This window comes from Labedaea rhizosphaerae (assembly GCF_004362825.1).
GTDB lineage: Bacteria > Actinomycetota > Actinomycetes > Mycobacteriales > Pseudonocardiaceae > Labedaea > Labedaea rhizosphaerae.
In genome coordinates, this window is the sequence record NZ_SNXZ01000004.1 from 37,215 (window position 1) to 62,300 (window position 25,086).

Annotated in this window: 27 protein-coding genes; 10 read left to right on the forward strand and 17 right to left on the reverse strand. The window is 71.2% G+C overall.

Features of this window, described 5'->3' with window-relative positions:
* Positions 1–2: 2 nt before the first annotated feature.
* Entirely contained in the window at positions 3–1,391 is a 1,389-nt protein-coding gene (locus EV186_RS22840; RefSeq protein WP_133851456.1) for a class II 3-deoxy-7-phosphoheptulonate synthase, read from the reverse strand.
* Positions 1,392–1,492: 101 nt separating this feature from the next.
* Between EV186_RS22840 and EV186_RS22845 the strand changes: the two genes are divergently transcribed.
* Positions 1,493–2,527 carry a DUF2891 domain-containing protein gene (locus tag EV186_RS22845; RefSeq protein WP_208115758.1) on the forward strand — a complete coding sequence of 345 codons (1,035 nt, stop codon included), beginning with the start codon at positions 1,493–1,495 and terminating at the stop codon, positions 2,525–2,527.
* A 293-nt stretch (positions 2,528–2,820) separates the two neighbouring features.
* The gene (locus EV186_RS40555; RefSeq protein WP_279538317.1) at positions 2,821–2,955 is read left to right on the forward strand and encodes a hypothetical protein; all 135 of its coding nucleotides are present in this window, start codon (positions 2,821–2,823) and stop codon (positions 2,953–2,955) included.
* A 28-nt stretch (positions 2,956–2,983) separates the two neighbouring features.
* Here EV186_RS40555 and EV186_RS22850 read toward each other — a convergent pair whose 3' ends face one another.
* On the reverse strand, positions 2,984–4,204 hold the full coding sequence (locus EV186_RS22850) for an IS256 family transposase (RefSeq protein WP_424983413.1): 1,221 nt from the start codon (positions 4,202–4,204) through the stop codon (positions 2,984–2,986).
* A 178-nt stretch (positions 4,205–4,382) separates the two neighbouring features.
* Here EV186_RS22850 and EV186_RS22855 point away from each other — a divergent pair, with 178 nt between their 5' ends.
* Positions 4,383–5,366 carry an HNH endonuclease signature motif containing protein gene (locus tag EV186_RS22855; RefSeq protein ID WP_166659289.1) on the forward strand — a complete coding sequence of 328 codons (984 nt, stop codon included), beginning with the start codon at positions 4,383–4,385 and terminating at the stop codon, positions 5,364–5,366.
* Positions 5,367–5,767: 401 nt separating this feature from the next.
* Here EV186_RS22855 and EV186_RS22860 read toward each other — a convergent pair whose 3' ends face one another.
* The 6 genes from EV186_RS22860 to EV186_RS22885 form a co-directional block, all read right to left on the reverse strand.
* Positions 5,768–6,616, reverse strand: a complete 849-nt coding sequence (locus EV186_RS22860; protein WP_208115759.1) for an aminoglycoside phosphotransferase family protein — start codon at positions 6,614–6,616, stop codon at positions 5,768–5,770.
* A 25-nt stretch (positions 6,617–6,641) separates the two neighbouring features.
* Positions 6,642–7,358 carry an ESX secretion-associated protein EspG gene (locus EV186_RS22865; RefSeq protein WP_133851460.1) on the reverse strand — a complete coding sequence of 239 codons (717 nt, stop codon included), beginning with the start codon at positions 7,356–7,358 and terminating at the stop codon, positions 6,642–6,644.
* 45 nt (positions 7,359–7,403) lie between these two features.
* Complete coding sequence (locus EV186_RS22870; RefSeq protein WP_133851461.1) at positions 7,404–8,762, reverse strand: amidase family protein; 1,359 nt, start codon at positions 8,760–8,762, stop codon at positions 7,404–7,406.
* A gap of 23 nt (positions 8,763–8,785) precedes the next feature.
* The gene (locus tag EV186_RS22875; protein ID WP_133851462.1) at positions 8,786–9,811 is read right to left on the reverse strand and encodes a 6-phosphofructokinase; all 1,026 of its coding nucleotides are present in this window, start codon (positions 9,809–9,811) and stop codon (positions 8,786–8,788) included.
* A 126-nt stretch (positions 9,812–9,937) separates the two neighbouring features.
* Positions 9,938–10,432: a polyadenylate-specific 3'-exoribonuclease AS gene (locus EV186_RS22880; protein WP_133851463.1), complete on the reverse strand. Its 495-nt coding sequence runs from the start codon at positions 10,430–10,432 to the stop codon at positions 9,938–9,940.
* Between the two features lie 21 nt (positions 10,433–10,453).
* Positions 10,454–11,230: a lysophospholipid acyltransferase family protein gene (locus EV186_RS22885; RefSeq protein WP_133852112.1), complete on the reverse strand. Its 777-nt coding sequence runs from the start codon at positions 11,228–11,230 to the stop codon at positions 10,454–10,456.
* 197 nt (positions 11,231–11,427) lie between these two features.
* On the opposite strand from EV186_RS22885, the gene EV186_RS22890 reads away from it, so the two are divergent.
* Both EV186_RS22890 and EV186_RS22895 read left to right on the forward strand, forming a co-directional pair.
* On the forward strand, positions 11,428–12,213 hold the full coding sequence (locus EV186_RS22890; protein WP_243754220.1) for an alpha/beta hydrolase: 786 nt from the start codon (positions 11,428–11,430) through the stop codon (positions 12,211–12,213).
* Positions 12,210–12,728 carry a hypothetical protein gene (locus tag EV186_RS22895; RefSeq protein ID WP_133851464.1) on the forward strand — a complete coding sequence of 173 codons (519 nt, stop codon included), beginning with the start codon at positions 12,210–12,212 and terminating at the stop codon, positions 12,726–12,728. Before EV186_RS22890 ends, EV186_RS22895 begins: the two co-directional genes overlap by 4 nt.
* A gap of 154 nt (positions 12,729–12,882) precedes the next feature.
* Here EV186_RS22895 and EV186_RS22900 read toward each other — a convergent pair whose 3' ends face one another.
* From EV186_RS22900 to EV186_RS22915, 4 genes are all read right to left on the reverse strand, one after another.
* Positions 12,883–13,845 carry an ROK family glucokinase gene (locus EV186_RS22900; RefSeq protein ID WP_133852114.1) on the reverse strand — a complete coding sequence of 321 codons (963 nt, stop codon included), beginning with the start codon at positions 13,843–13,845 and terminating at the stop codon, positions 12,883–12,885.
* A 23-nt stretch (positions 13,846–13,868) separates the two neighbouring features.
* Positions 13,869–14,294, reverse strand: a complete 426-nt coding sequence (locus EV186_RS22905) for a hypothetical protein (RefSeq protein WP_133851465.1) — start codon at positions 14,292–14,294, stop codon at positions 13,869–13,871.
* 73 nt (positions 14,295–14,367) lie between these two features.
* Positions 14,368–15,495, reverse strand: coding sequence for an ArsA family ATPase (locus EV186_RS22910; RefSeq protein ID WP_133851466.1), 1,128 nt, complete (start codon positions 15,493–15,495; stop codon positions 14,368–14,370).
* Between the two features lie 5 nt (positions 15,496–15,500).
* Positions 15,501–15,938: an SRPBCC family protein gene (locus tag EV186_RS22915; RefSeq protein ID WP_133851467.1), complete on the reverse strand. Its 438-nt coding sequence runs from the start codon at positions 15,936–15,938 to the stop codon at positions 15,501–15,503.
* Positions 15,939–16,126: 188 nt separating this feature from the next.
* Between EV186_RS22915 and EV186_RS22920 the strand changes: the two genes are divergently transcribed.
* Positions 16,127–16,333: a hypothetical protein gene (locus tag EV186_RS22920; RefSeq protein ID WP_133851468.1), complete on the forward strand. Its 207-nt coding sequence runs from the start codon at positions 16,127–16,129 to the stop codon at positions 16,331–16,333.
* Positions 16,334–16,420: 87 nt separating this feature from the next.
* Here the strand turns inward: EV186_RS22920 and EV186_RS22925 are convergent, their stop codons facing one another.
* Together EV186_RS22925 and EV186_RS22930 are read right to left on the reverse strand one after the other, a co-directional pair.
* On the reverse strand, positions 16,421–17,209 hold the full coding sequence (locus EV186_RS22925; protein ID WP_133851469.1) for a metallophosphoesterase family protein: 789 nt from the start codon (positions 17,207–17,209) through the stop codon (positions 16,421–16,423).
* Positions 17,210–17,211: 2 nt separating this feature from the next.
* The gene (locus tag EV186_RS22930; protein WP_208115760.1) at positions 17,212–17,586 is read right to left on the reverse strand and encodes a polyketide cyclase / dehydrase and lipid transport; all 375 of its coding nucleotides are present in this window, start codon (positions 17,584–17,586) and stop codon (positions 17,212–17,214) included.
* A 125-nt stretch (positions 17,587–17,711) separates the two neighbouring features.
* Here EV186_RS22930 and EV186_RS22935 point away from each other — a divergent pair, with 125 nt between their 5' ends.
* From EV186_RS22935 to EV186_RS22950, 4 genes are all read left to right on the forward strand, one after another.
* The gene (locus tag EV186_RS22935) at positions 17,712–19,403 is read left to right on the forward strand and encodes an AMP-dependent synthetase/ligase (protein ID WP_133851470.1); all 1,692 of its coding nucleotides are present in this window, start codon (positions 17,712–17,714) and stop codon (positions 19,401–19,403) included.
* Positions 19,404–19,532: 129 nt separating this feature from the next.
* The gene (locus EV186_RS22940; protein ID WP_133851471.1) at positions 19,533–20,672 is read left to right on the forward strand and encodes a CHAP domain-containing protein; all 1,140 of its coding nucleotides are present in this window, start codon (positions 19,533–19,535) and stop codon (positions 20,670–20,672) included.
* Positions 20,669–20,980: a YbaB/EbfC family nucleoid-associated protein gene (locus EV186_RS22945; RefSeq protein ID WP_133851472.1), complete on the forward strand. Its 312-nt coding sequence runs from the start codon at positions 20,669–20,671 to the stop codon at positions 20,978–20,980. Before EV186_RS22940 ends, EV186_RS22945 begins: the two co-directional genes overlap by 4 nt.
* The gene (locus EV186_RS22950; protein ID WP_133851473.1) at positions 20,977–21,510 is read left to right on the forward strand and encodes a hypothetical protein; all 534 of its coding nucleotides are present in this window, start codon (positions 20,977–20,979) and stop codon (positions 21,508–21,510) included. Before EV186_RS22945 ends, EV186_RS22950 begins: the two co-directional genes overlap by 4 nt.
* A gap of 316 nt (positions 21,511–21,826) precedes the next feature.
* Here the strand turns inward: EV186_RS22950 and EV186_RS22955 are convergent, their stop codons facing one another.
* From EV186_RS22955 to EV186_RS22965, 3 genes are read right to left on the reverse strand one after another with little or no spacing between them, the layout of a single operon-like run.
* Positions 21,827–22,963 (reverse strand): glycosyltransferase family 4 protein, encoded by a 1,137-nt coding sequence (locus tag EV186_RS22955; protein ID WP_133851474.1) that lies wholly within the window; start codon positions 22,961–22,963, stop codon positions 21,827–21,829.
* A gap of 21 nt (positions 22,964–22,984) precedes the next feature.
* A complete protein-coding gene (locus tag EV186_RS22960; RefSeq protein ID WP_133851475.1) occupies positions 22,985–24,337 on the reverse strand; it encodes a gluzincin family metallopeptidase in 1,353 nt (450 codons plus the stop codon).
* Positions 24,338–24,351: 14 nt separating this feature from the next.
* Positions 24,352–24,975 carry a tetratricopeptide repeat protein gene (locus EV186_RS22965; protein WP_133851476.1) on the reverse strand — a complete coding sequence of 208 codons (624 nt, stop codon included), beginning with the start codon at positions 24,973–24,975 and terminating at the stop codon, positions 24,352–24,354.
* Between the last annotated feature and the right edge of the window lie 111 nt (positions 24,976–25,086).

Here is a 25,086-nt window from a genome sequence, read left to right on the forward strand (position 1 = left end):
GCTCAGGATCGGAGCATCTCCGCGACCAGGAACGCCAGTTCCAGCGACTGCTGGGTGTTCAACCGCGGATCGCAAGCGGTCTCGTAGCGGCCGCCGAGCTGTTCCTCGGAGATCTCCTGGGCGCCGCCCAGGCACTCGGTGACGTCCTCGCCGGTCAGCTCCACGTGGATGCCGCCGGGGTGCGTGCCCAGCCGGCGGTGCACCTCGAAGAAGCCCTGCACCTCGTCCACGATGCGGTCGAAGTGCCGCGTCTTGTAGCCGGTGGACGACTCGTGGGTGTTGCCGTGCATCGGGTCGCACTGCCAGATCACCCGGTGGCCGGTCGACTCGACCTTCTCGATGATCGGCGGCAGCACGTCGCGGACCTTGGTGTGGCCCATGCGGCTGATCAGCGTGAGCCGGCCGGGGGTGTCGTGCGGGTCGAGGCGGTGCACGTACTCGACGGCCTGCTCGGGGGTGGTCGTCGGGCCGATCTTGACGCCGATCGGGTTCGACAGCAGCTCGGCCAGCGCGATGTGGGCGCTGTCGAGCTGGCGGGTGCGCTCGCCGACCCACAGGAAATGCGACGACAGGTCGTAGAGCTGCGGCTGACCGCTCTCCTTGTCCAGGCGCAGCATCGCGCGCTCGTAGTCCAGCAGCAGCGCCTCGTGGCTGGCGAAGATCTCCGTCGAGTCCAGCGACCGGTCGGTCACGCCGCACGCCGACATGAAGCGCAGGCCGCGGTCGATCTCCTTGGCCAGCGCCTCGTAACGCTCACCGGCGGGCGAGGTGCGCACGAAGTCCTTGTTCCAGTCGTGCACCCGGGCCAGGCTCGCCATGCCGGCCCCGGTCAGGGCACGCAGCAGGTTCATGGCCGCGCCCGCGTTGGCGTAGGCGCGGATCATCCGCGACGGGTCGGGCACCCGGGCCTCGGGCGTCGCGACCAGCGAGTTCACGATGTCGCCGCGGTACACGGGCAGGCCCAGCGCATCGGTGCCGTTGGAGCGCGGCTTGGCGTACTGCCCGGCGATCCGGCCCACCTTGACCACGGGCATGCTCGCGCCGTAGGTGAGCACGACGGCCATCTGCAGCAACGTGCGGATGTTGCCGCGGATGTGGGGCTCGGTGTTGTCGGCGAAGGTCTCGGCGCAGTCGCCGCCCTGCAGCATGAACGCCTCGCCGTTCGCGACGTCGGCGAGCCGGTCGCGCAGGCGGTCCACCTCCGAGGGCACGGTCACCGGCGGGACGCTCTCCAGCACGGTGCGCACCTGGCGGACGTGCTCGCCGTCGGGCCACTCGGGCTGCTGAGCAGCGGGCCGGGCGAGGGCGTCGTCCAGCTGGGAACGCATGTCGGGCGGCAGTGGCGGTAGTTCGGGAAGGGTGTCCACCGGCACATCGACGGTCCAGTTCACACGTCAAGACTAAGGAGGGTGGCGGACGCCACGAAAACCGGGACACATCTCCCACAGTCCGGACGTTCCCACGACGCTCGGCACGAGGCAGGATGCGACCCGTGACGAGCACCCTCGACCCGGAGACCGCCGCGGCGTTACTCGACTCGGCCATCGCCAACGTCCAGCGCGATTACCCCGTGCACTGGACCCATGTCATCACCTCGCCCGAGGACCTGCGGACCCAGCGCGAACTCCACCCCGTGTTCGCCGGCTCGCTGGACTGGCACTCGTGCGTGCACCAAACCTGGCTGGCGGTCCGCCTCTTACGCGTTAACGCTGACTTACCCGGCGCGGCGAAGGCACGCGAGGTGCTCGACGGCTTGCTGACGCCGGAGAACTGCGCGGTGGAAGCGGACTTCTTCCGCGGTGGTCTCGGCGCCTGGTGGGAGCGGCCCTACGGGTGGGCGTGGCTGCTGACCCTGGACGCGGAGCTGCGGACGTGGTCCGGGGGCGCGCAGTGGTCGGCCGCCCTGGCGCCGCTCGGCGCGGTGGTGCGCGACCGGTGGCTGAACTGGATCACCGGAGCGCGGCTGCCCGTGCGCGTCGGCACGCACGGCAACACGGCCTTCGCCACGATGCTGGTGCTCGAGGCGGCGCTCGCCACCGGCGACGACGAACTGGCTTCCGCTTGTCGAGCCGCGGCAACCCGCTGGTACCTGGACGACAAGGGTTACGGCGGATTCGAGCCGGACGCGGCGGACTTCCTCTCCCCCGCGCTGACCGAGGCCGATCTGCTGCGCCGCGTGCTGCCCGCTTCGGACTTCGGCGCCTGGCTCTCCGCTTTCGTGCCCGACCTGGCCGAAGCGCGCTGGGCGCGACTGCGCGAACCGGCCACAGTGGACGACCCCGCCGACCCGTACGGCGCACACCTGGCCGGCCTGGCCCTGTCGCGATCGTGGGCGTGGCGTGGCATCGGTGAGTCCCTGCCCGCCGGTCACCCGTACGCAAGCCTCGCCGCCGCCGCGGCCGAGACACACGCGGAATTGGGCTGGCAGTACGTGTTCGGCTACGGGTACGAGGGCGCGGAGCACTGGCTGGGTACGTTCGCCGCTTATCTGGACATCGGCGCCTTCAAGGATCGCGTCACCCTCTAGCTGCTGCGGTTCGGGTAGCACTCTGTTGGGCCGCTATTGGGAGCTATCAGGGGCGGCTGCCGCGGGTGTTCGCCGCCGGGTGGTTGGGTTGGCCTCGGGGTTGGGGCGGCGAACACCCTTGCCCACGGTGCCGGCGGTTTCCGTTGCTTGGGTGGCCGGTTTGAATGGTTGCGTTGCGCTGTTACCTACCGTTTGTCGAGTGGTCCCGATGGTGGCTGAATGGCGTGAAAGACCGGAATATTCCACCATTGTCGGTTAGGCCGTTTGGTCGATTGTTGTGGTATGATCGGGGCATGGAGCTGGGGGAGCTTTACTCGACTGTCGCGCAGATGCGACAACTGGAGTTGAAGCTGCTCGACGACATTTCCCAGATCGAGTGGAAAGAGTCCGGGTACCCCCAGTTGGGGCCTGTCACGATTTCCGTGTAAGCCACGGATGGCTAATGTTGTTAACGTATCACAGGGGAAGTCGGCCGGGGAATAGTACGACGAGTGTGTTGAGTGCTGTTTTCCAGCCGTGGGTTCCGGTTCCTGATTCTCCTCCTCGTTTGCTGGAGATGTTGCGTAGTCCGAGGTAGATGAGTTTCATGGCGGCTTCGTCGGAGGGGAAGTGTCCGCGGGTTTTGGTGATTTTGCGGAGTTGGAAGTTGATGGATTCGATGGCGTTGGTGGTGTAGACGATGCGGCGGAGTTCGACTGGGTAGTCGAGGAACGGGATGAACTCGTTCCAGGCGCGTCGCCACACGTCGGTGACGCCGGGGTATTGGCGTCCCCATTCGGTGTCGAAGTCTTTCAACGCGAGGTCGGCGGCCTCGACGGTGGGTGCGGTGTAGATGGCGCGCATCGACGTCGCGATCTTCTTTCGGTCTTGGTAGGACACGAACCGCATCGCGTTGCGGATCACGTGCACGACACAGGTTTGCACGACGGTGTCCGGGAAGACCGCGGTGATGGCGTCGGGCAGCCCGGCCAAGCCGTCGCAGCAGGCGATCAGGATGTCACGCAGTCCACGGTTACGCAGCTGGGTGAGCACCGAGTGCCAGAACTTCGCGCCCTCGGTTTCGGCGATCCAGCAACCCAGAGCGTGCTTGCGGCCATCCACGTCGACCCCGATGACCAGGTGCGCGCTCTTGATGGCGACTGCGCCTTTGTCTCGGACCTTGGTCCGGATGCCGTCGACATACACGATCGGATAGACCTCATCGACCGGCCGGTTACGCCAAATCTCGATTTCGTCGGTCACTACATCGGTGATGTTGGAGACCAGCTCACGAGACGCTGTCACGCCGTAAACCTCGAACAGGTGGGCTTCGATATCCCTGGTCGACATGCCACGGGCATAACAGGACAGGACGAGCTCATCGATCTGACCGACCCGTCGTGCGCGTTTCGGCACGATCTGTGGCTCGAATTCACCGTTACGGTCGCGGGGAACAGTGATCGTCACCGGCCCGTTCACCGTCGACACCGTTTTCCGCGACGTGCCGTTACGTGAGTTCCCAGTCCCAACACCGGCCGGGTCATCACGGTCGTATCCGAGATGCTGGGTCATCTCGGTCTGCAAGGCTCGTTCCAAGACCGCCTTGGTCATCTGGTTGAGCAGGCCGTCAACACCATCGATCGGCGTGCCGGCCGCCTTCGCATCAGCCAACAGGGCGTCGATCGCCGATGGGTCCAAAGCCGCGCTGAGCCGCTGAGCCGCCGTCTCAGCGGCAGGATCGGCCTGATTCTCGCTCACGTGGGTGTCCTTCCCAGCCGCCGAGTTGATCAGCGGCCGATCTTGGTCCACCCGCGGCTTACACAGTTGTCATGACACGCCCCCCCAGTTGTGGCGGTTCCTGCAAGACGTCCTGCACGTGACCGCCCAGGAGGCCAAGCGCCTCGAACACCACGTCGAGTTGTTGTGCCCGAAGATCGGGATCACCGGACAGCCCATCCCGCCCCGACTGCCTGCCGCGCGAGCAGCGATGGCCGCTGGAGAGATCTCCGGCGCGCACGTGGACAAGATCGCCACCACAGTGGAGTCGGTCCCTGTCGAGCACGCCGAACAAGTCGAGGCGGACATGACCGGGCTGGCGCGGAAGTTCAACCCCACCCAGCTCATCCGCCTGGGCGAGCGCATCGTCGCCGCCCTCAACCCCGACGGTTCCAAGCCCCTCGACCCCACCGTGGTCGATGGCCAGAACACGTTGGACCTGTGCGAAAACCGCGACGGATCGCTGTCCGGCCGGTTCCGGCTCGGTGCCGAGGACGCGAGCGTGCTCCGCGCGCTGCTGTCCCCGTTGGCCAAGCCGCAGCCTCAGGACGACCGGACGCTGAGCGAGCGTCAGGGTGACGCCCTGGCGGAGATCATCGGCTTCGCCGCCGACTCCGGTAACGCTCCCGCCGAGGGTGGCGAGCGCCCGCACATCGCCGTGACGGTCTCCCTGGACACGTTGCAGACCCGGATCGGCCAGGCGATGCTGGACGATGCCCGCACGCTGACCCCGGAGCAGGCCCGCCGCGTGGCCTGCGAGGGGAAAATCATCCCCGTCGTTCTCGGCGGCCAATCGCAGCCCTTGGATATCGGGGAAACCCGCCGCCTAGCCGATAAACGATTGCGCAGAGCCCTCGCCATCCGAGACGGAGGATGCGCTGCCCCGGGATGCGCACGAACACCCCATCAATGCCACGCACACCACATCAAACATTGGGCCGACGGCGGGCCAACAACATTGGACAACCTGGTATTGGTGTGCCCGTACCACCATCGGCTAATCCACCACACCGAATGGTCGGTGCACATGGATAACGGGCTGCCGGTATTCACCCCACCGCCCTGGCTGCAACGCGCCGGCTAAAAGACGCAGCGTAAATTCCTGTAACTCAGCCACCGCCGGGACCACCCGGCGAACCGCCGGCTGTCCTCGCAACGCAACCCCTCAGCCGGGCCACCCACGCCACGCAACCAGCGGAAACCGGTGGCAAGGGTGTTCGCCGCCACCAACCCCGAGACCAACCCAGCCACCGGCGGCGAACACCCGCGGCAGCAACACCCACACGAGAGCAACCACCCCGACCACCCAACCCCCATCAGCCACCCACTCCCAGCCACCAACCACGGCAAGCAACTCCACCGCGAGAACAACCACCTACGAAAACCCAGCCACCCCGCGGCCGCAACACCCACACGAGAGCAACCGCTCACGACCACCCAACCCCCGTCAGCCACCAACTCGAAGCGGCCACCAGCGGTAACGACTCACGAGGTGGATCGGGCGAACCGGAGGACGTCCTCGTAGTCCAGGCCGCGACGGGCCAGGGACGCCGCGATCGTCGGCGCCGCCACTCGGCACCAGCCCGCGAGCCGGTCCTCGTCCAGTCCCGTCGCCGCCGCGGCCACCGGCAGGCGCTCGGCGACCGGCGCGGTCGCGTCCAGCACGAAATCGACGGCGTCGAACGCGCGCTCGCCCAGCGTCGCCTTCGGGTCGATCGCGATCAGGCCGCGCGGGCCGCCGTCCAGGATGTTGCTGTAGTGCAGATCTCCGTGCAGGAGCACGGGTTCCGGCGCCGTGGCGAGCAGGCGGTCGCGTTCGGCGCGGGCCCGGGCGAAGTCGTCGGGGCCGACCACGGGTGAGCCCATGCGCTCGGTCCGCGACAGGAACTGCTCGGTGCCGTAAGCCAGGTCGATCGGGACGAAGTCGGTGGGCACCGGCGCGCTGTGCAGGGCATCCAGCAGCTCGGCGAACGCCGACGGCGATGGCGCGGAGACCGGCGTCCCTGGCTGCACGCGCTCCAGCAGCAACGCCCCCGGCGCCGCCGCCAGCACCTCGGGCACGTGCCCGCCCGGCGCCCACGCCCGCAGCACGCGGTTCTGCTCGGCCAGCACGGCGGTCTGCGGGCTCAGCTTCAGCACCGCGGGCCGCCCGGCCGCGGTCGTGCACGCGACGGTCAGCGACGTCGAGCCGTGCGGGATGGTCTCGCCCAGGGTCAGGCCCCACTCGGCGGCCAGGCGGACGGCCTCGCCGGGCGCCGCCGCGACCCAGTCCATGATCTCGTCGCCGAACCGCCGGACGAGCCGGACCTGCAAGGACTCCGCTGGCTGGGACACCCGGTCACAGTAGGCGAGGCGCCACTCACCCGGCGAGCGACTTCTCCCAGTCCGACAGCTTGTCGACCAGCCAGCTCTGCCGGCCCGGCGCCGCGACGATCCACGGCTCGTCCAGGTACGTGCACCAGCGCCCGGCTCCCTTGGTGTCGAGCACGGTCAGCGGTTGCTGGACCCGCAGGCGGGTGCCGTTGCGCCGGCGCCGGGCGACGGCGAGTTGCGCGCACCCCCACCTCGGCTGGGCGACGATCGAGCGCAACGCGACGAGTTCCGCCGGTCCCCCGCGGCCCGAGCTGAACTCGGTCTGCCGCACGGCGATCCGCGGTCCCTCCCCGTCCGGGAACCGCGGCAGCTCGCGCACCACGCGCTCGATCAACGTCGCCGGATCGGCCGAACGCAACGACACCTGCTCCCCCGTGCGCCGTGCCAGCACGGCCGCGTCACCGGTGCCGGCTCCCAGCACCGCGACGTCACCGCCGGGCGCGCCCGCGATCCACGCACTGCACTCCGTCTGCGGGCGCACCAGCATCGCCAGCACGTCGACGAACTCCGGCAGCAACGCACCGCTCGGCGACACCAGGCCCAGCCGCACGAATTCCTGCCACGCCGCCTTCTTCGCGGCCCGCTCCTGTTCGCCGGTGCGCTCCTGGGGGAGCGCTGCGACGCACGGGTGCGGATCGCCGAGCCGGGCATGCGCGATCGCGTGGCCCAACTGGTCGGTTGTCAGCTCCACTCCGTCTCGCATGGTCGAAACGGTAGGCGGAACCTTCGGGAGCCCTCCCGGACCTGGTCAGCGCGGCGGCCGCTGCGGCGGGTGGGCGCGGGCGTACTGCCCGGCCAGCGACAGCAGCGTCGCCTCGCTGAACTCCGGGCCGCCGACCTGCACACCGATCGGCAGGCCGGCGCGGTCGACGCCGACCGGGATGGCCACGACCGGGTAGCCGAGCGTGTTCCACAGCGGGAAGTACGGGATCGACAGGGTCACGCCGCCCAGGGTGTGCACGGCGCCCGCGTTGTGGAAGCGGCCGATCCGGAACGGCGCGCCGGTGATGCCCGGCTGCAGGACCAGGTCGAAGTCCTTGAAGAAGCCGTCCATGATGGCGCGCAGGTCCAACTCGGCGTCACGGGCCCAGCGCAGCACGCGATCGGGCACCTGGCGGCCCACGCGGGCGATGGCACGGGTGCGCGACTCCAGCCATTCGGGGTGCGGCAGGCCGTCGACGTCACCGGACACGCCACGCAGGTAGCGGATGAGGAACTGCGGCAGCGGGCGGATGCCCAGCGGCGGATCGGCCTCGACGACATCGTGACCGAGGGCGCGCAGCTCGTCGGCCACCCGGCGGACGGCGGCCTTGCGCTCGGCCACCATGTACGGGCGCCCGAGCGGCGTGGTCCAGGACAGCGCGATGCGCATCGGCTGCGGGTCGATCTCGGTGGCGGCGACGTAACGGTTCTCCCCGGCCATCACATCCAGCAGCGCGGCGGCGTCGGCCGGGTTCGGGCCGAGCGGGCCGAGCACGGACAGGCCCTGCCAGCCTTCTTCCTGCATCGGCACGAGACCGCGGGTGGTCTTCACGCCGTAGAGGCCGCAGTTGCCCGCTGGGATGCGGACGGAGCCGCCGCCGTCGGAACCCGTTGCGGCGCCGACGAACCCGGCGGCCACGGCCGCGGCCGAACCGCCCGACGAGCCGCCGGGCGTGTGGTTGAGGTTCCACGGGTTGCGGGTCGCGCCGTGGGTGAGCGTCTCGGTGAATGGCCAGAGGCACCGGTCGGGGACGTTGGTGTGGCCGATCACGACCGCGCCCGATGCCCGCACCCGAGCGACCACGGGGCTGTCCTGGGCCGCCGGCGGCAGCTGCGGGCGCCCGCCCATGCCGGTGATGTCGCCTTCGACGTCCTGGTCGTCCTTGATCGCGACCGGCACGCCGAGCAGCGGCGTGCGCTCGCCCGCGTCGAGGCGGCGCTGCGCGTCGGCCGCCGCGGCCCGCGCCGCGTCGGTGTAGACGACGCGGAAGCTGTTCAGCTCCCGGTCGTGCGCGGCGATCTTGGCCAGGGCGGCCTCGGTCAGGGCAGGGGCGGTGACGGAACCGTCGGCCAAGGCGGTTGCCTGCGCGTGCGCGCCCGCGGTCAGGAGCTGATCAACGTCCACGCCACCGACCCTAGCCCCGATCTTTACCCGAAGAAGACCTCGGCCTCGGCGTAGCGCTCGAGCGGCACGGTCTTCAGCTCGGCGGTCGCGTCGGCGAGCTTCACCCGCACGATGTCGGTGCCCTGCAAGGCGACCATCACGCCGAAGTCGCCGTCGGCGACCGCGTCCACCGCGTGCAGGCCGAAGCGCGTGGCCAGCACCCGGTCGTAGGCGGTGGGTGTGCCGCCGCGCTGGACGTGGCCGAGCACGACCGCACGCGACTCCTTGCCGGTGGCGTGGGCGATCTCGTCGGCCAGCCAAGTCCCGACGCCGCCCAGGCGCACGTGGCCGAACGAGTCCTTCTCCCCCGCGACCAGCACCTCGGCGCCGCCCTCGGGCACCGCGCCCTCGGCGACCACGATGATCGGCGCGTACTGGCGCTCGAAGCGGCGCTGCACCCAGTCGATCACGGTCTGCACGTTGAACGGGCGCTCGGGCACCAGGATGACGTTCGCGCCACCGGCCAGGCCCGAGTGCAGGGCGATCCAGCCGGCGTGGCGGCCCATCACCTCGACCACGAGGGCCCGGTGGTGCGACTCGGCCGTGGTGCGCAGGCGGTCGAGCGACTCGGTCGCGATGTGCACGGCGGTGTCGAAGCCGAACGTGTAGTCGGTCGCGGCCAGGTCGTTGTCGATGGTCTTGGGGACGCCGACCACGCCGATGCCGTCGTCGGTCAGCCGCTTCGCGACGCCGAGCGTGTCCTCGCCGCCGATCGCGATCAGCGCGTCGATGCCCTGGTCGGCGAGCACCTTGCGGATGCGCTCCGGGCCGTCCTCGGTCTTGTACGGGTTGGTGCGCGACGAGCCGAGGATGGTGCCGCCCCGCGCGAGGATGTCCTCGACGTCGTTGAGCCCGATCGGGCGGGAGTCGCCTTCGAGCGGCCCCTGCCAGCCGTTGCGGAAACCCACCACTTCCCAGCCATGTGTCTCGATGCCCTTGCGGGTCACCGCCCTGATGACCGCGTTCAACCCGGGACAGTCGCCGCCGCCGGTGAGCACGCCGATCCGCATCTACACCTCACTTGATCGTGGTTGTGGTCGACTCGTGGTGTGGTCGCGATCACCCTCGACCGGGATCCAGCCTGCCATCCACTGGATCGGTGCAGCAAGGTGGGTTCCACGACCTGGTCGGTGCGGTCAGGCGCGCTTGCGCCGCCAGTGCTCGTCGATGACCGCCCAGCGGCGCAGGTTGTGCCGTGCGTCGGCAAGGGCGTCGTGCGCGTCCTGCGGCGCGGGCGGAAGGGTCGGTTTGCCCACGTCCTCCCAGCGCTGGCGCAGCTCACGGGTGAAGCGGGGCAGCTGGCGCGGCAGGGCCGGCATCGCGCCCCACAGCTGGGCGAGCGCGACGTGGTCGTACGCGGCGAACCACGCCCAGAGCTCCACGGATTCACCGTGCGGGCTGAGGAAGTTCAGCAGGCGTTCCCGGATCGTCGCGCGATCGGCCCACGCCTTGTCCGCCGGCGGCGGCAGCTTGTCGAGCACGTTCGCGCGCACCCACGGCCCGGCCCGCTCGGGGTCGAACTCGGTGGACACGGCGTAGAACTCGCGACCGTTCTCGTCCACGACGCCGATGGACACCAACTCGATGGTCCGGCCGTCCTCGATGAACTCGGTGTCGTAGAAAAACCGCACGCCGGGCACTTTACGGGCGGCTCAGCCCGCCTCGGTCTGCGGGACCCGGTCGGCCTCGGTGGCCGTGGGCACCTGGCGCTGCGTCTGCTTCGGCAGGTCGGCGGGCTGGCCCTTCTCCTGGGCCGAGGCCAGTTCCTTGGCCTTCGCGGCGTACATGTCCACGTACTCCTGACCCGACAGCTCCATCAGGGTGTACATGATCTCGTCGGTGATCGACCGCTCGATGAACCGGTCGCCCGCGAGGCCCTCGTAGCGGGAGAAGTCCATCGGCGCGCCCAGCTTGATCCGGATCTTGGTCGGCTTCCACATCTTGGAACCGATCGGGTTGGCCTTGTCGGTGCCGAACATCGCCACCGGGATCACCGGCACGCCCGCCTGCAGCGCGATCCGGGCCATGCCGGTCTTGCCCTTGTAGAGCCGGCCGTCGGGCGAGCGGGTGCCCTCGGGGTAGATGCCGAGCAGGTGACCCTCACGCAACAGCCGGATGCCGGTGTCCAGCGCGGCCTGAGCGGCCGACCCGCTGGAGCGGTCGATCGGGATCTGGCCGACGCCGGTGAAGAACGCCTTCTTGAACTTGCCCTTGAGGCCGGGCTGGGTGAAGTACTCGAGCTTCGCCGGGAACGTCACCCGGCGCGGCAGCATCAGCGGCAGGAAGAACGAGTCGGCGACGGCGAGGTGGTTGCTGGCGAGGATGGCGCCGCCCTCGGCGGGCAAGTGCTCGAGCCCTTCGACCTCCGGGCGGAAGAACAACCGCAGCAGAGGACCGATGAAAACCCACTTCATCAGGTAGTACAGCACTCGGGCCAGCGCCTCCCGCTCGTCGTCACGCACGTACCACCGGGTACGCCGCCTGTGAGCGTACGAACCAGGTGTGGGTGGCACAACACCACGCCGCACTGCACAACGACACAACAACTCCCGGGGAACTGTCCTGGCGGTGCCGATGCGTGCGACGATGGCCACACCACACGCCCCGCCTGACGAGGAGGGCTCCGGTGTCGAGTGCTGAGGCATCCGAGGCATCCGCGGCATCCGCGGCGTTCGCGCACGACGGATCCGAGGAGATCGGCGTCCTGCTGTGCCACGGTTTCACCGGTTCGCCGGTCAGCATGCGGCCGTGGGCCGACCACCTGGCCGAGGCGGGCTTCACCGTGCGGTTGCCGCTGCTGCCCGGCCACGGCACGCACTGGCGTGACCTCAACAAGACGCCCTGGACCGAGTGGTACGCCCACGCCGAGAAGGCGTTCGTCGAGCTGACCGGCCGGTGCCGGTCGGTGTTCGTGTTCGGGTTGTCGATGGGCGGCGCGCTCACCCTGCGTCTGGCCGAGGAGCACCCCGAGATCGCCGGCATCGTGCTGGTGAACCCGTCGGTGCTGACACTGCGCAAGGACGCGAAGCTGCTCCCGGTGTTGTCGAAGGTGCTCGCGTCGCTGCCGGGCATCGGCAACGACATCGCCAAGCCAGGTGTGCTGGAGGGCTGCTACGAGCGGATGCCGTTGCGGGCGGCCGCGAGCCTGTCGTTGCTCTGGCGGGTCGTGCGCGCCGATCTCGGCAAGGTCGTCCAGCCAACGCTGCTGCTGCACTCCGCGGTCGACCACGTCGTCGAGCCGGAGAACTCGGCGGCGGTCCTGGCGGGGATCGCTTCGACCGACGTCACCGAGGTCGTGCTGGCCAACAGCTACCACGTGGCCACCCTCGACCACGACGCGCCGCTGATCTTCGAGCGCAGCACGGAGTTCGTCCGGCGGGTGCACGCAGAACGGGCCGGTGACCGCGCGTGAAGGACCGGCACGGCGGACCCGACGGGCCGGAGGACGTGGACGCGGCCTTCGCCGAGATCATCGCGGACCTGGAGCGCGAGGGCTTCGGGTCGTCGCTGCTCGACGAGCCCGAGGAGGCCGGCGAGCGCGCACCGGCGCCGGAGAAGAAGGCCAAGGACGAACCCGCGGCCGACGCCGGCCCGGACACCGAGCAACTGCCCGCCACCCGCCCGGCGACGTGGCGCGGCACCGACACCGAGTGGGACTGGTCCTGGGAGTCCGACGACGAGCACTACGTGCCGCCGGACCCGCCGCCGTTGCCGCGGCTGCGCCCGGTGACCATCCTGGCGATCATCCTGCTGGTGCTCGGGCTGGTGCTGATGGTCGTGCCCAGCCTGTTCGGCCTCGTGCCCCGGCTCGGCACGCCGATCGCCTTGGTCGCGATCGGCGCCGGCATCGTGTTGTTGCTGCTGCGGATCAAGAACGACCCGTCCCGCGACCGCAGCGGAGACGACGACAACGGCGCCCAGATCTGAGGGTTCGCGACCCCATCTTTTGCTTCGCGCGCAAGACGCCGAACGTGGAACTCACCCAGCCCGAGCGTGGGACACACCCGGTCAGAAAGGGGGACACGCCCAGCGCGAGTGTGGGACACACCCGGCGGGAATGTGGGACACGCCCGGCGGGGCGTCAGCGGGAGGGGTGTGGGCGCACGGCGACCACGTCCCGGGCCAGGGACGCCGCGCCCACCAGTCCGGCGTCATCGCCGAGCTGGGCCGTGCGGATGCGGGCCAGCGGGCGGTACCCGGCGCCGGTGATCATGCTGCGGTAGTGCTCGCGCGCGTCGTCGAGGAACAGCGGGGCCGACTGCGACACCCCGCCCGCGATCACGATCACCTCGGGGTCGTAGATGTCCGCGACCATCGACAGCCCCTCGCCCAGCCACCGCGCGAGTTCGGCCATCGCGCGCTGGGCCACCACGTCGCCGTCGCGGGCGGCGCCGGCCACCCGGCGCCCGGTGATCGAACCCTCGTCGCCGGCCACCCGGGCCAGCACGGTCGACTGCCCGGGGTGCCGCCCCATCAGCTCGATCGCCGTGGCCGCGAGCGCCGTGCCGCTGCAATACCGCTCCCAGCACCCGGCCTTGCCGCATGAACACGGCCGACCGTCCGGCACCAGGCGCAGGTGCCCGAGCTCGGGTGCGACGCCGTTCGCCCCGCGGAACACCTTGCCGTCCAACAACAATCCGGCGCCGATGCCGGTCCCGATCGCCACCAGCACGGCGACCCGGCAGCCGCGGGCCGCGCCGAAGCGGTACTCGGCGAGCGCGGCCGCGTTGGCGTCGTGCTCCAGCACCACCGGCACGCCGACGCGCTCGGCGATCCGGTCGGCCACCGGCGCGTGCCGCCACGCCAGGTGCGGCGCGAACATCACCGAGCGCCGGTCGTTGGCCACGAACCCGGCGACGGCCAGGCCCGCGGCGCGCACGCGGTGGCGCGCCGCCAGCTCGGACACCACCGTCACGATGGTGTCCTCCAGCGCGCGCTCGTCACCGGGCGTCGGGGCCCGCGCGGTGTCCAGCACCTCGCCGTACTTGTCGACCACCCCGGCCCGCACGCTCGTGCCGCCGACGTCGACCCCGACGGTCACCATGGGGCCGATCCACGGGAAGACCATCAATCCTCGTCCTGTGCCTTCCCGGCCCGGCGCACCGGGATCTTCTGCACGCGCAGCGCCTGATCACCCGGGTAGCGCTCCTCCGGCGGCGAAGGTGACGACGGTGACGATGACGGCGACGGCCGGAACCCGGGCATGTGCATGGTCCCCGGTTCCCACCGGTCGGCGAGCACGGCCCGCAGCAACGCGACCAGCTCGGCCGCCCGCTCCAGCACCACACCCGCGAGCTCACTCGGTTCGCCGCGCAGCACGGAAACCAAGGCGCACAACGGACACCAGCCGCAGGCGACCGGCCGGTCGTGGTCTTCGTGGCTGCTCGCGGCGAGCCGGTCCAGCCACGGGCCGGCCCGGTCGGCGACGGCGTCGAGCAGCAGCCTGACCTCCTCGGCCAGCCGGGTCCCCGGGTCCGCTGTGGACTGCGTCATGCCAGGCCCTCGCTGTCGCTCGGACCAGGCGACCGCCTGGGCGCTGTGTTGAATGGTTCGCTCGCAAGCTCGCTCACGCGGTCACCTCCGGTCGCAACCGCAGCACCAGTCCCGCTTGGCTTGCCTCGGCGTCGACCACCTCGTAGCGGCGCAGCGCCGCGGGCAACGCGATCAGCCGGCGCAGGCCGTCCACGGTGATCGCCAGCTCGTCGCCGACCCGCGCGAGGTTGAGCGCCGAGTCGTCGGGCAGCGGCAACGCGATGCGCAGCAGGTAGCCGTCGCCGGTGCGTTGCACGTCGAGCAGCGGGACGCGCTCGCCGCCGGGACCGTCCAGCGGGCCCCATTCCGCGTAGAGCTCGTCCGCGAGTTCGAGCAGCGCCGCCGAGCCGACCGGTTCCGCCGCGCGGTGTTCGAGCACGCGGACCGGCGCGGTCACCGACGACTCCAGCTGGCCGAGCACCACGTCCTGCTCGCCGCGCCGGGTGCGCAGCCACGCGCCGGCGGGCCCGCCCCAGCGCCGGGCCTTGGGCGCGAGCCGGTTCGCGATCAGCTCGTCGACCTGGATGCCGCGCAGGGCCAGCGCGGTGAGCGTGCGCCTGGTCTCGGCGACGACCACGCGTTCGGGTGTGAAGACGAGCCGGACGCTGGTCACGTCGGGGTCGGTGAGCACGCGGCGCAGCTCGGTGAGGTGGTCGGCGAGGGTGCGCAACGCCTCGCGCAGGACCCGCTTGCCGAACAGGCGATCCACGTAGCGGGCGATGGCTTCGGGCAACGCGAGCAGGCGCAGCGTCTCGGCGGTCGGTCCGCAGTCGACGATCACCACGTCCCAGGTGCCCGCGGCGGCCAGCCGGGCGACCTCGCCGAGGGCGAGCAGCTCGTCGACGCCGGGCAGGACGGTCAGCTCTTCAGCGTCCAGCTCGTCGATGCCGAGCCCGGCGAGCACGCCGCGGGCCTGCTCGCGCAGCCGCGGCCACGACCGGTCCACCAGCTCCCGGGAGTCCACATGGGACGCGAACAGGTTCGAGTCCACTTCGGACGGATCGGGTCGCAGCCGGGTGTCGAGGGCGTCGGCCAGCGAGTGCGCGGCGTCGGTGGAGACCACGAGGGTCTTGCGGCCGTCGCGGGCCAGGCGCGCGGCCGTGGCGGCGGCGATGGTGGTCTTGCCGACGCCGCCCTTGCCGGTGAAGAGCAGGATTCGCACCCGGGCTAGCGCCCTTCCACCCGGCGCTTGAGCTCCTTGAGCGCGGTGTCCATGACCATCTTCTCGGCCTTGCGGCGGAACAGGCCGATCATCGGCACCGCGAGCTCGACCGAGAGCGTGTAGGTGACCTTGGTCTTGTCGCCTTGGGCGGCGAGGGCGTACTCGCCGCGCTGGGCCTTCTGCAGTTGGCCCTTGACCAGGTGCCAGCGCACGGACAGGCCGTCGTCGGCCCAGTCGTACTCGAGGGTGTAGACGTCGCGGAAGGGCCCGGCGTCCAGCGTGAACCGGACCTGCTCGGCCTGCCCGTCGGCGTCCTCGGAGAGCACCTCGGTCTTCTTCACCGCGGCGGCCCACTCGGGGTAGGCCGGGAAGTCCGCGATCACCGCCATGATCTCGTCGGGCTCCGCGTCAACCACGATGGACTGCGTCGACTCGTCGGCCATGCGAAGAAGGTTACCTGGCCAGTAGGTTCGGCAGTTGATGACGTGGGCGTGTCCCACATCCAGCGCGGCCGAGTCCCACGTCGAAGCGTGAGACACGCCGGGTGGGTAATCGCCAATCGTGGACTGCGCGAAGTGAGTAACAGCCCATCGTCAGGCCGCGACCCTGGTGGGACGGCAGGAGGTCACCCATGTCTCGCGAGACCGCGTACACACTCATCTACACCGGCCTGTTTTCGGTGATCGGTTCGATCGTCCTGATGACGATGATCGGCAAGCTCGGTGCCGGGTTCGAGGCCCTGATGCTCTGCGGCGGTCTCGGCCTCCTGCTCGGCGGCATGTACGGCCTCAGTGCAGTGCGGGAGCGCGAGGCGAGCGCCGAACACGCGGACAAGTAGCCGTTAATACCCACCCACCTGCGCAAGCACGGGAGACCAGATGGCCGAAATGATCGGCTGACTGCGCCGCCACATGACGTGGGCATGTCACCACTCGAGGACGTACGGGCGCTCGGTTCGCTGGAAGTGGCCGACGTTCACGCACTCCGTCCGGCCCACCCGCATCCGGGGCGCCAGCGGCTGGTGCACGTGGCCGAACAGCGCCCACCGGGGCGCCTGCTCCCTGATCACCTTCAGCAGCTCACGCGACCCGAACTCCATCCGCCGCGCGACCACGTCGTACGCCAGCTCCGGCACGTCGGGCGGGATGTGGCTGCACAACACGTCGACCGACGCCAACTGGGCGATGCGGGCCGCGAAGTCCTCAGCGGGCCTCAGGTAGGGCGCCCACACGCCGGTCCGGCGCAGCCGCGCGCCGGGGGCGAGCAACGCGCCGCCGACGAAGCCGAAGCGCAGGCCGCCGATCGTCGCCACGTCCCCGTCCAGGATGTGGACGTTCTCGCCCGCGTAGTCCGGCCAGAGTTCCGGAACGTCCACATTGCCCGGTGTCGCGTACGTCGGCGCGGTCAGGGCGGCGAAGAGTTTGGCGTACTGCTCGCGCAACGCCTCCTCGACCGCCTCGGCCGCGTTGTCCAGGCTCTCCCACAGCATCCGCGCGAACGACGCGGTCGCCCCGTGCATCCGCTGCCTGCGCAGCTCGGCGAACTCCGCGACCTTCTCGGGGCCGAAGAGCCGGCCCAGGATGCCGCTGCCGTGGTCGTGGTAGTCGACGAAGTCGATCAGGTCACCGAGCACCACCACCGCGTCGGCGCCGTCACCCGCCCTGGCCAGCGCGTCCGCGTTGCCGTGCACATCGGACACCACGTGAACGCGCACGGTCAGGCCCTGACGGGCGGCACGCCCGGCCGCCGGCCGTCCTCGAGGACCTGCTTCAGGTCCAGCGCGAGCGTCTTGGCCGCCAGCTGCCGCGCCCCCGCCACCTTGCGGGCCTGCCGGGCAGACAACTCGGTCTCCGCGCGCAGGAAGTAGTGCAGCACCGTGCCGTCGAGCACGGCCTCCAGCCACACTTCCATCGTGCCGGTCAGGGCGCCGGTCACGGCCCAGCGGTAGCCCTCGGCGCCGCGGTCGGCGTAGAGGTCCAGGTGCAGGTCCGGCCAGTAGCGGCGCCACGACTCGGGCCGGGAGAACACGGCCGCGACCACCTCGGGCGGCACGGCGAGGAAGGTCTCGTCGACGACGTCCACAGCTGCCACGGCTCCAGCATCCCAGATGGCGCTTGCGACCGGCCCGGCACGGCGCGCTACTTTCGTGGGCACGCCATCACGCAGAAGGGGGACCGACCGTGCGGCAGACCGGCGTCGGGACGCCCCCTGTGCAGGTGAGCGCCGAGGAAAACCTCACCGACATGGTGACGGCCAACGCCGAGCGGTTCGCCCACGCCGTCAGCTTCCGCAGGCTCGTCGACGGCTCGTGGCTCGACGTCACCGCCCGCGACTTCGCCGCGCACGTGCGTGCGGTCGCCCGCGGGCTGATCAGCGTCGGCTTCGCGCCCGGCGACAAGATCGCGTTGCTGTGCGGCACGCGCTACGAGTGGTCGCTGCTGGAGTTCGCCTGCTGGACCGTGGGGTGCGTGAGCGTCCCGATCGATCCCTCGGCCCCGGCCGAGCAGGTCGAACGCATCATGTCCCAGTCGCGGGCCAAGGCGCTCGTCGTCGACTCGGCCGCGCACCGGCAGGTGGTCGCGCGCGTGGTCGACCGCCTCGCCGACCTCGACTGGGTGTGGCAGCTCGACGCGGAAGAGGACGTCGCCCCGGCGATCGACGAGCTCACCGCGCTGGGCGCCGGTGTCGACGACACGGAGGTCGACCGGCGCCGGCTGGCCGTCCGGGCCGACGACCTGGCGAGCATCGTGCACACGGCAGGGGTCACCGGCCCGGCGAAGGCCGTGCGCCAGACCCACCGCACCCTGCTCGCCCAGGCCCGCGGCTGCCTCGCCGCGGTGCCGCAGTTGTTGCGGCCCGGGCACTCCACGCTGCTCTTCGGCGCGATGACCCAGCCGCACCTGCGCGCCACCGCGCTCGCTTGCGTGTACGCGCGGACCACGCTGGGCCACCTGCCCGACGAGGAGAGCCTGAGCACCGACCTCGGCACGTTCCGCCCGACGTTCCTGGTGACCGTGCCGCGCACGCTGGAACGCGTCTACGGCCTGCTGGCCGGCCGGGCCCACGCCGACGGCAACGGCCGGGTGTTCGACCTCGCCGCGGACGTCGCCGTGCGGCGCAGCCAGGAGCAGGTGCACGGGGTGTCGCTGCGGCTCGCGCACCTCGCCGCGACCCGCCTGGTCTACCCGCGGGTGCGGGGCGCGCTCGGCGGGCGCTGCATCGGCGTGCTGTGCGCGGGCGGGCAGCTCGACCGGCGGCTGACCCACTTCTTCCGCGGCGCGGGCGTGCCCGTGTTCCAGGGCTACTCCCTCACCGAGGCCGGCGGGTTCGCCGCGCTGGAGACGCCCGGCAACGCGGCGGTGGCCGGCTCGGTCGGCATGCCTCTGCCCGGCGTGGCCGTCCGGGTCGAGGACGACGGCACGATCCTGATCAGCGGCGACGCGGTCGCACCAGCGGAGGACGCGAGCGGCGGCTGGCTGGCCACCGGTGACGTGGGCCGCCTGGACCACGCCGGGTACCTGCACGTCACCGGCCGCGAAGGCGACACCATCCGCACGATCGACGGCCCTGAGGTCGCCCCGGGCCCGCTCGAGGACCGGTTGCGCAGCCACCCGCTGGTGAGCCGGTGCGTCGTCGTCGGCGACCAGCGCCCGTTCGTCGGCGCGCTGCTCACCGTGGACCAGGACGTCGCCGACCTGTGGTTCGGCGAGGACCGGGTCGGCCTCGACGCCGCACTGGCCGCGGCCGTGAGCGCGGCGAATCGCGGTGCGTCGGTGCGGATCCGCCGGTTCCGGGTGCTCGACGAGGAGTTGAGCGAGACCACCGGCGAGCTGGCCGGCGGGCAGTCGCCGCGGCGCGACGTCATCGCGAAGGTGCGGGCGGAAGAGATCGCCGCGTTGTACGGCTGACCCGTCGGTAACTGACCGCCCAACTGTGACCGGCTGTGCAGCTGAGCTGCTCACGCGTGCACGGTGGATGGCCCTCGAAGCGGTGCTGCGGCGATCGTTGCTCTCATCAGCGCGAGGCGAGGAGCAGCGATGGCGGGCCAGGACAAGAGCGCGGTCGGACACAACAAGCCCGCCCACGGCGGATCGGCGGCGAACGGCGGGACGGCCGCGCCGGCCACCGACTCGCGGTCCATCGCGCTGGCCGCCGCCGCGCAGATGATCGAGCACCGCAACCGGCTGGCGGGCAAGGCCGACGACGCCCAGAAGGCCGAACTGGTGCTCACCACGGTCGGCCAGAACGTCGACGAGTACCACCAGACGCACGCGAAGAACGCGAGCAGCCTGACCGGGCACTGGTCGGGTGCGACCGCGGACAAGTTCCACACCCGGGCCAAGAAGGTCAACGCCTCGCTCGCCACGACCGCCCAGTCGGCGAGCAAGGGCGCGGCCATCGTGCGTGGCGTCGCCGGTCACCTCGACTCCGGCCACACCGCGGTGGTGCGGCTGATCGACGAGTACGTCGGCAAGGCCACGCCGATCCTCGACGCGGCCCGCAGCGTGCAGGGCAGCGGTGCCCACGCGGCGCTGGTGAAGGGCGTCGGCCAGGTCGTCGACCTGGTGCGCCACTACACCGCGGAGTCCAAGAGCCACCTCGACAAGGTCAACACCGAGATGGCCCACGCGGCCCGGCAGCTCAAGGCGCTGGAGAAGCACGTCGAGCACGACGGCTACGCGGACCCGAAGAAGGCGCACCACAAGGCACCCGCGAAGGTCCACAAGCACGAGCCGCCGAAGACCCACGGTTCGGCCAAGGGCAAGGACATCGTGAACCGGGCCCGCAAGGAACTGGGCACCACCGAGCACCCGCCGGGCAGCAACAAGCAGAAGTACGGACCGACGACCTACTGGTGCTCGCTCTTCGCGACGTGGGTGTGGCGCAAGGCGGGCGTGAACATCCCGCAGTACGCGTTCACCGGCGACGTCTACACGTGGGGGCAGCAGCACCACCTGGCATACGACAGCAAGCACCTCGACCAGGTGCGGCCGGGCGACGTGCTGCTCTTCGGCTCCGGCCCGCAGAACACCACCACCAGCACGCACATCGCCATCGTGGAGAGCGTGGACGGCAACACCGTGCACACCATCGAGGGCAACAGCGGCGACGCCGTCCGGCGCCAGACGCACACCCTGTCCAGCGGCACCTTCTACGGCGGGGTGCACCCGTCGTGAACGAGATCACCGCCACCGCGAGCGCCCACCACGACACGGTTTCCGTGACGACCTACCCGGGCGGCGGGCTCGCCGAGCTGAAGATCGACGACCACGCGCTGGGTCTCGGCCCGGCGCGGCTCGCCGAGACCATCCTCGACCTGGTCGGCACGGCCACCGCGAAGGCCAACCAGAAGACCAAGCACGCACTGCACGACGTGCTGGCCGACCTGCCCGCCGAGCACGTGGACGCGCTCGGGCTCGGTCTGGACGCGGAGGCCGCCGAGCAGGCCGAGGCCACCGTGCCGGACAGCTGGAGGTTGTCATGACCCGGCACCGCCTGCCGTGGCTGGACACGCCGTGGGAGCCCGAGGCGCTGCGCGACGAGCCGATCGAGGAGCTGTTCGACCGCGCGGAGCAGTTCTCGGACGCGACCGAGGGGCTCTTCGACCGGCTCGGCGCCATCCGTGCGTCGACCAGCGGGTCGGGCATCGCGCTGACCGTGACGCTGGACGGTCGGCTGGTCGAGCTCACGCTGTCCGATGCGGCGCTGAGGCTGGGCGGAGCGAAGCTCGCCGCGGAGATCCACCGGCTGACCACGGAAGCCGCCGCGGACGCGTTGTCGCAGGGCATCGCGGTGCTGACCCCGGTGATCGGCATCGACGTGGCCGAGCAGCTCGCGGCGGCGACCGGGCTGGACAAGATGAACGCCGCGGATTCTGCCGCTGCCGAGGTGCCGCCCGTCAAGGCTCCCGTCGAGGCGACGGTCGAGGCGGCTCCCGCACGGCCCCGCCGACCCGCGCCGGCCGTCGACGATGAGGACTTCTCGACCCTCGAGACCTGGGCGGTCCGCGACTGACCGATCGCAGTCGCGGGGAGGGTGGCCCAGGAGGAGCCGACCCGGGCAGCCGCCGAGGACCGGCCGCCCGGGTCACCCTTCTCCCGTTCAGCTTGCCCGTCCAGCACATCTGTTCGGCGAGTTGTCCACAGGCGACTGGTTGTCCACAGATCTCGTCGATTCCCGTTGCGGCGCTTGAGAACCGATAGACTGGAACAGGGGCCGCCCCCCGGGAGGGTGGGGGTCTGGTCTACGCGAGGCGCGACATTTTCGGCGGGCCAGGCAGCGGGCTTGTCAGCGGGCCAGTCAACGGGTGCGCGGGATCAGCTGGTCGGGGTCAGCCGTTCAAGAAGCCGGCCAGGCGGGCAGCGAGGTCGTCCCAGCGCCAGTCTCGCTGGACCCAGGCGCGGCCCGCGGCGCCGTAGGCCGCGGCTCGTTCCGGGTCGGCCAGCAGGCCGCCGACCGCCGCGGCGATCCCGTCGAGGTCGCGCCCGGACACCACGTGCCCGGTCTCGCCTTCCCGCACGGTCTCCGGCGACCCGCCGGAATCGCCGACCACCACGGGGAGCCCGGCCGCCGACGCCTCCAGGAACACCAGTCCGAGCGCTTCCACGTCCAGCCCGCCACCGCGGGTGCGGCACGGCATCGCGAAGACGTCTCCGGCGACGTAGTGCGCGGGCAGCTCGTCGAAGGGCACCGAGCCGGTCATCACCACGTGCTCGCCGACGCCGGTCGCGTCCGCGAGCGCGCGCATCCGGTGCTTGTTGGGGCCGCCGCCGACCAGCAGCAGCACCGCGTCCGGCGCCAGCTCGCGGATCTTCGGCATCGCCAGGATCAGCATGTCCTGCCCCTTGCGCGGGACCATCCGGGACACGCAGACGACCGTCGGCCGGTCGCCGAGCCCGTGGCGGGCGCGGATTTCCTCGCGTGCGGCCGGGTCCGGCCGGTATCGCTCGGTGTCCACACCGGACGGTAGGTGCTCCAGCGCGGCCATCGGGCCGAACGCGGCGGCGAACCGGGACCGGGTGTAGCGGCTGACGAACGTCAGGACGTCCACAGTGGACCCGATGCGGCGCAACGCCTGGTGCGAACCGGGAAGCATGGCCCAGCCGACCTCGTGCCCGTGCGTGCTGGCGACGAACCGGTCCACCCCGGCCTTGCGCAACGCCGGCGCGAGCAGCCCGAGCGGCGCGGACGCGCCGAACCAGACGGTGTCGCAACCCTCCGCGCGGGCGATCTCCTTGGCGCGCTTGGCCACCGACGGCACCGGCAGCATCAGCGACGTCGGGTGCCGGACGACGGTGAACGGCTGCTTCGCGTCGAACTCCGGGTGCGAGCCGTTCGGCGACTCCCACGACGGCGCGTAGACGACCAACTCCTGGTCGGGCAGGTGCATGGCCAGCGTGTGCAGGTAGTGCTGGATGCCGCCTGCTCGCGGCGGGAAGTCGTTGGTCACCAGCAATGTCCTGCGCACGTCGGCGACCCTACCGGCGGCTCAGCCGAGCTGGCGACGCAGGTACTCGCGCCACTCGGCGACCAGTGCGGTGCGGTCCATGCCGATCAGCCCGCGCAGCTGCTGGTCCAGCTTCTCCCCCGGCTGCGCGCCGGCCCCGGCGAGCGCGCGGTAGACCTGGACCAGCTTGGCCTGGCCGAACTTGTCGCCGAGGAACTTCATCACCGTCCACGCCTGCTGGTAGGCGAGGTCCAGCTCGTGCCCGCTCGACCGGAACGCCGCGTCGGTCGGCAGCCCGCTCGGCGCCTGGCCGGCCGCCACCTGCTGGGCGAGATCCGGTGCGCCCTGGGCCAGTTCGACCCCGCTCGTGCGGTAGCCGACGTAGTCGGCGAAGCCCTCCAGCACCCAGAGCGGTGTGCCGTCCACTGTGTCCGCACGGGCGGCGATGTGGGTGAACTCGTGGCGCACCACCACCCGCAGCGCCACCGGCGAGAGCCCGCGCGAGCCGTTCGGGCTGAACACCACGCGCTGGCCCTGCACGGTGTGGTGGTCGCGGTCGACGTGGTCGGCGACCGACACGGCGACGACGGCGTTGATCGGGAAGTCCGGGCCGACCAGCGCGCGCATCTCGGTCGCGGTCGCTGGCAGCACCATCGCCACCCGCATCGGCCAGTTGGTGCCCCACACGTTGGACACGGCCTGCACGGCGCTGTCGAGCTCGTCGGCCAGGCGCCGGGCCATCTCCTCGTCGCCGGGGTGGTAGAGCACGAAGCCGCGCTTGGTGGTCAGTTCCTTGGCCGGCGCGAAGTCCCACGGGCCGCGCCAGGTGCGCCGGTCGGTGCGGTCGAGGGCGGTGTCCGAGCGCAGGTACCACTGGGCGCCGCGGCGGACGTAGAGGTAGCCCATCGTCTTGGTCGTGGGCTGGGCGTCGACGCCACGCAGGGCGTAGTCGAGGTCGGTGCGCGGCGCCCAGAGCTCGTCGCCGCGGGCGGCCGGGCCGGCGAGGTCGGCGGGATCGGCCGGGCGCAGCGCGGCCGGGTCGACGGCGTCGACGGGGTTGATGCGGTAGGCCCAGTGACCGAGCGGGACGCCGGCGAGGTTGTCGAACAGGTTGGTCTGCGTGGTGCGGAACGCCGCGGTGGCCTTGGGGTCGACGGTGGCGAGGAAGGCCTTCTTGTCGTGGTGCAGCAGGGCGTCGGCGCGGCGCTGGAGCAGTCCGCGCACGGCGGTGGACTTGGCCGCGCCGGTCGCGTCGCCTTGCGGGTTCGGCGAGCTGGCGACGGCGCCTTGGCCGGGTGCGGTCGACGTGTTCGGCCACGCGAGCAGCGCGATGCCCGTGACCACGCACAACGCCACGAACGCGCCCAGCCAGGCCCGAACCCTCGCGGCAGTCACCGGTCGATCGTATTTCACCCGTCGAGGTCGGCGCGGGTGGCGGCGATCCAGCTCTGCACCCCCGGCGCCCGCTCGGCCAGGCGTTCGGCTTCGGCGAGCATGGCGGTCGCCTCGTCGGCGCGGCCGGCCTCGGCGGCCAGGGTGGCCAGCGGGAGCAGCGCGGCGGCGGTCGCGGGGCCGTGGCCGAGTTCGCGGCGCAGGCGCAGGGACTCCTCGAAGTGCCGCTCGGCTTGGCCGGTGTCGCCCTTGGCCTGCGCGTGGAAGCCGAGGTGGCGGGCGGCGTAGCTGCGGACGAGCGGGTCGCCGGCCAGCGCGCGCTCGAAGTGCGGCGCCGCGGTGTCGGTGTCGCCGCGCACGACCTGGTGGACCAGCCCGAGCCAGAACCGCGCCTCGGCCTCGCCCGTCGGGTCGTCCAGCTTGACGTAGAGCGCGACGGCTCGCTCGAAGTTGGCCAGCTCGGCCGGGTCCTCCTGCCGGTCGGCGAGGAACTTCGCGTGCAGGAGGCGGCCACGGGCCAGGGCCAGGTCGGCCTCGATCGAGTCGAGCAGCGCCTCGCCCTCGGCCAGCGCTCGCGGGTCGGCGGCGAACGTCGCCCGCTCGTACAACTCGTTGGCCCGCGCCTGCCAGGCATCCACCATGATCACAAACCTACTCCGGGCCCAAAACCCGTTGCGGACAAACGCTTTCGCCTCGCGCGCGCGTACACAGCCCCCACCCGCCACGGGGGGCTCCCCGAGTCCCAGTCTATC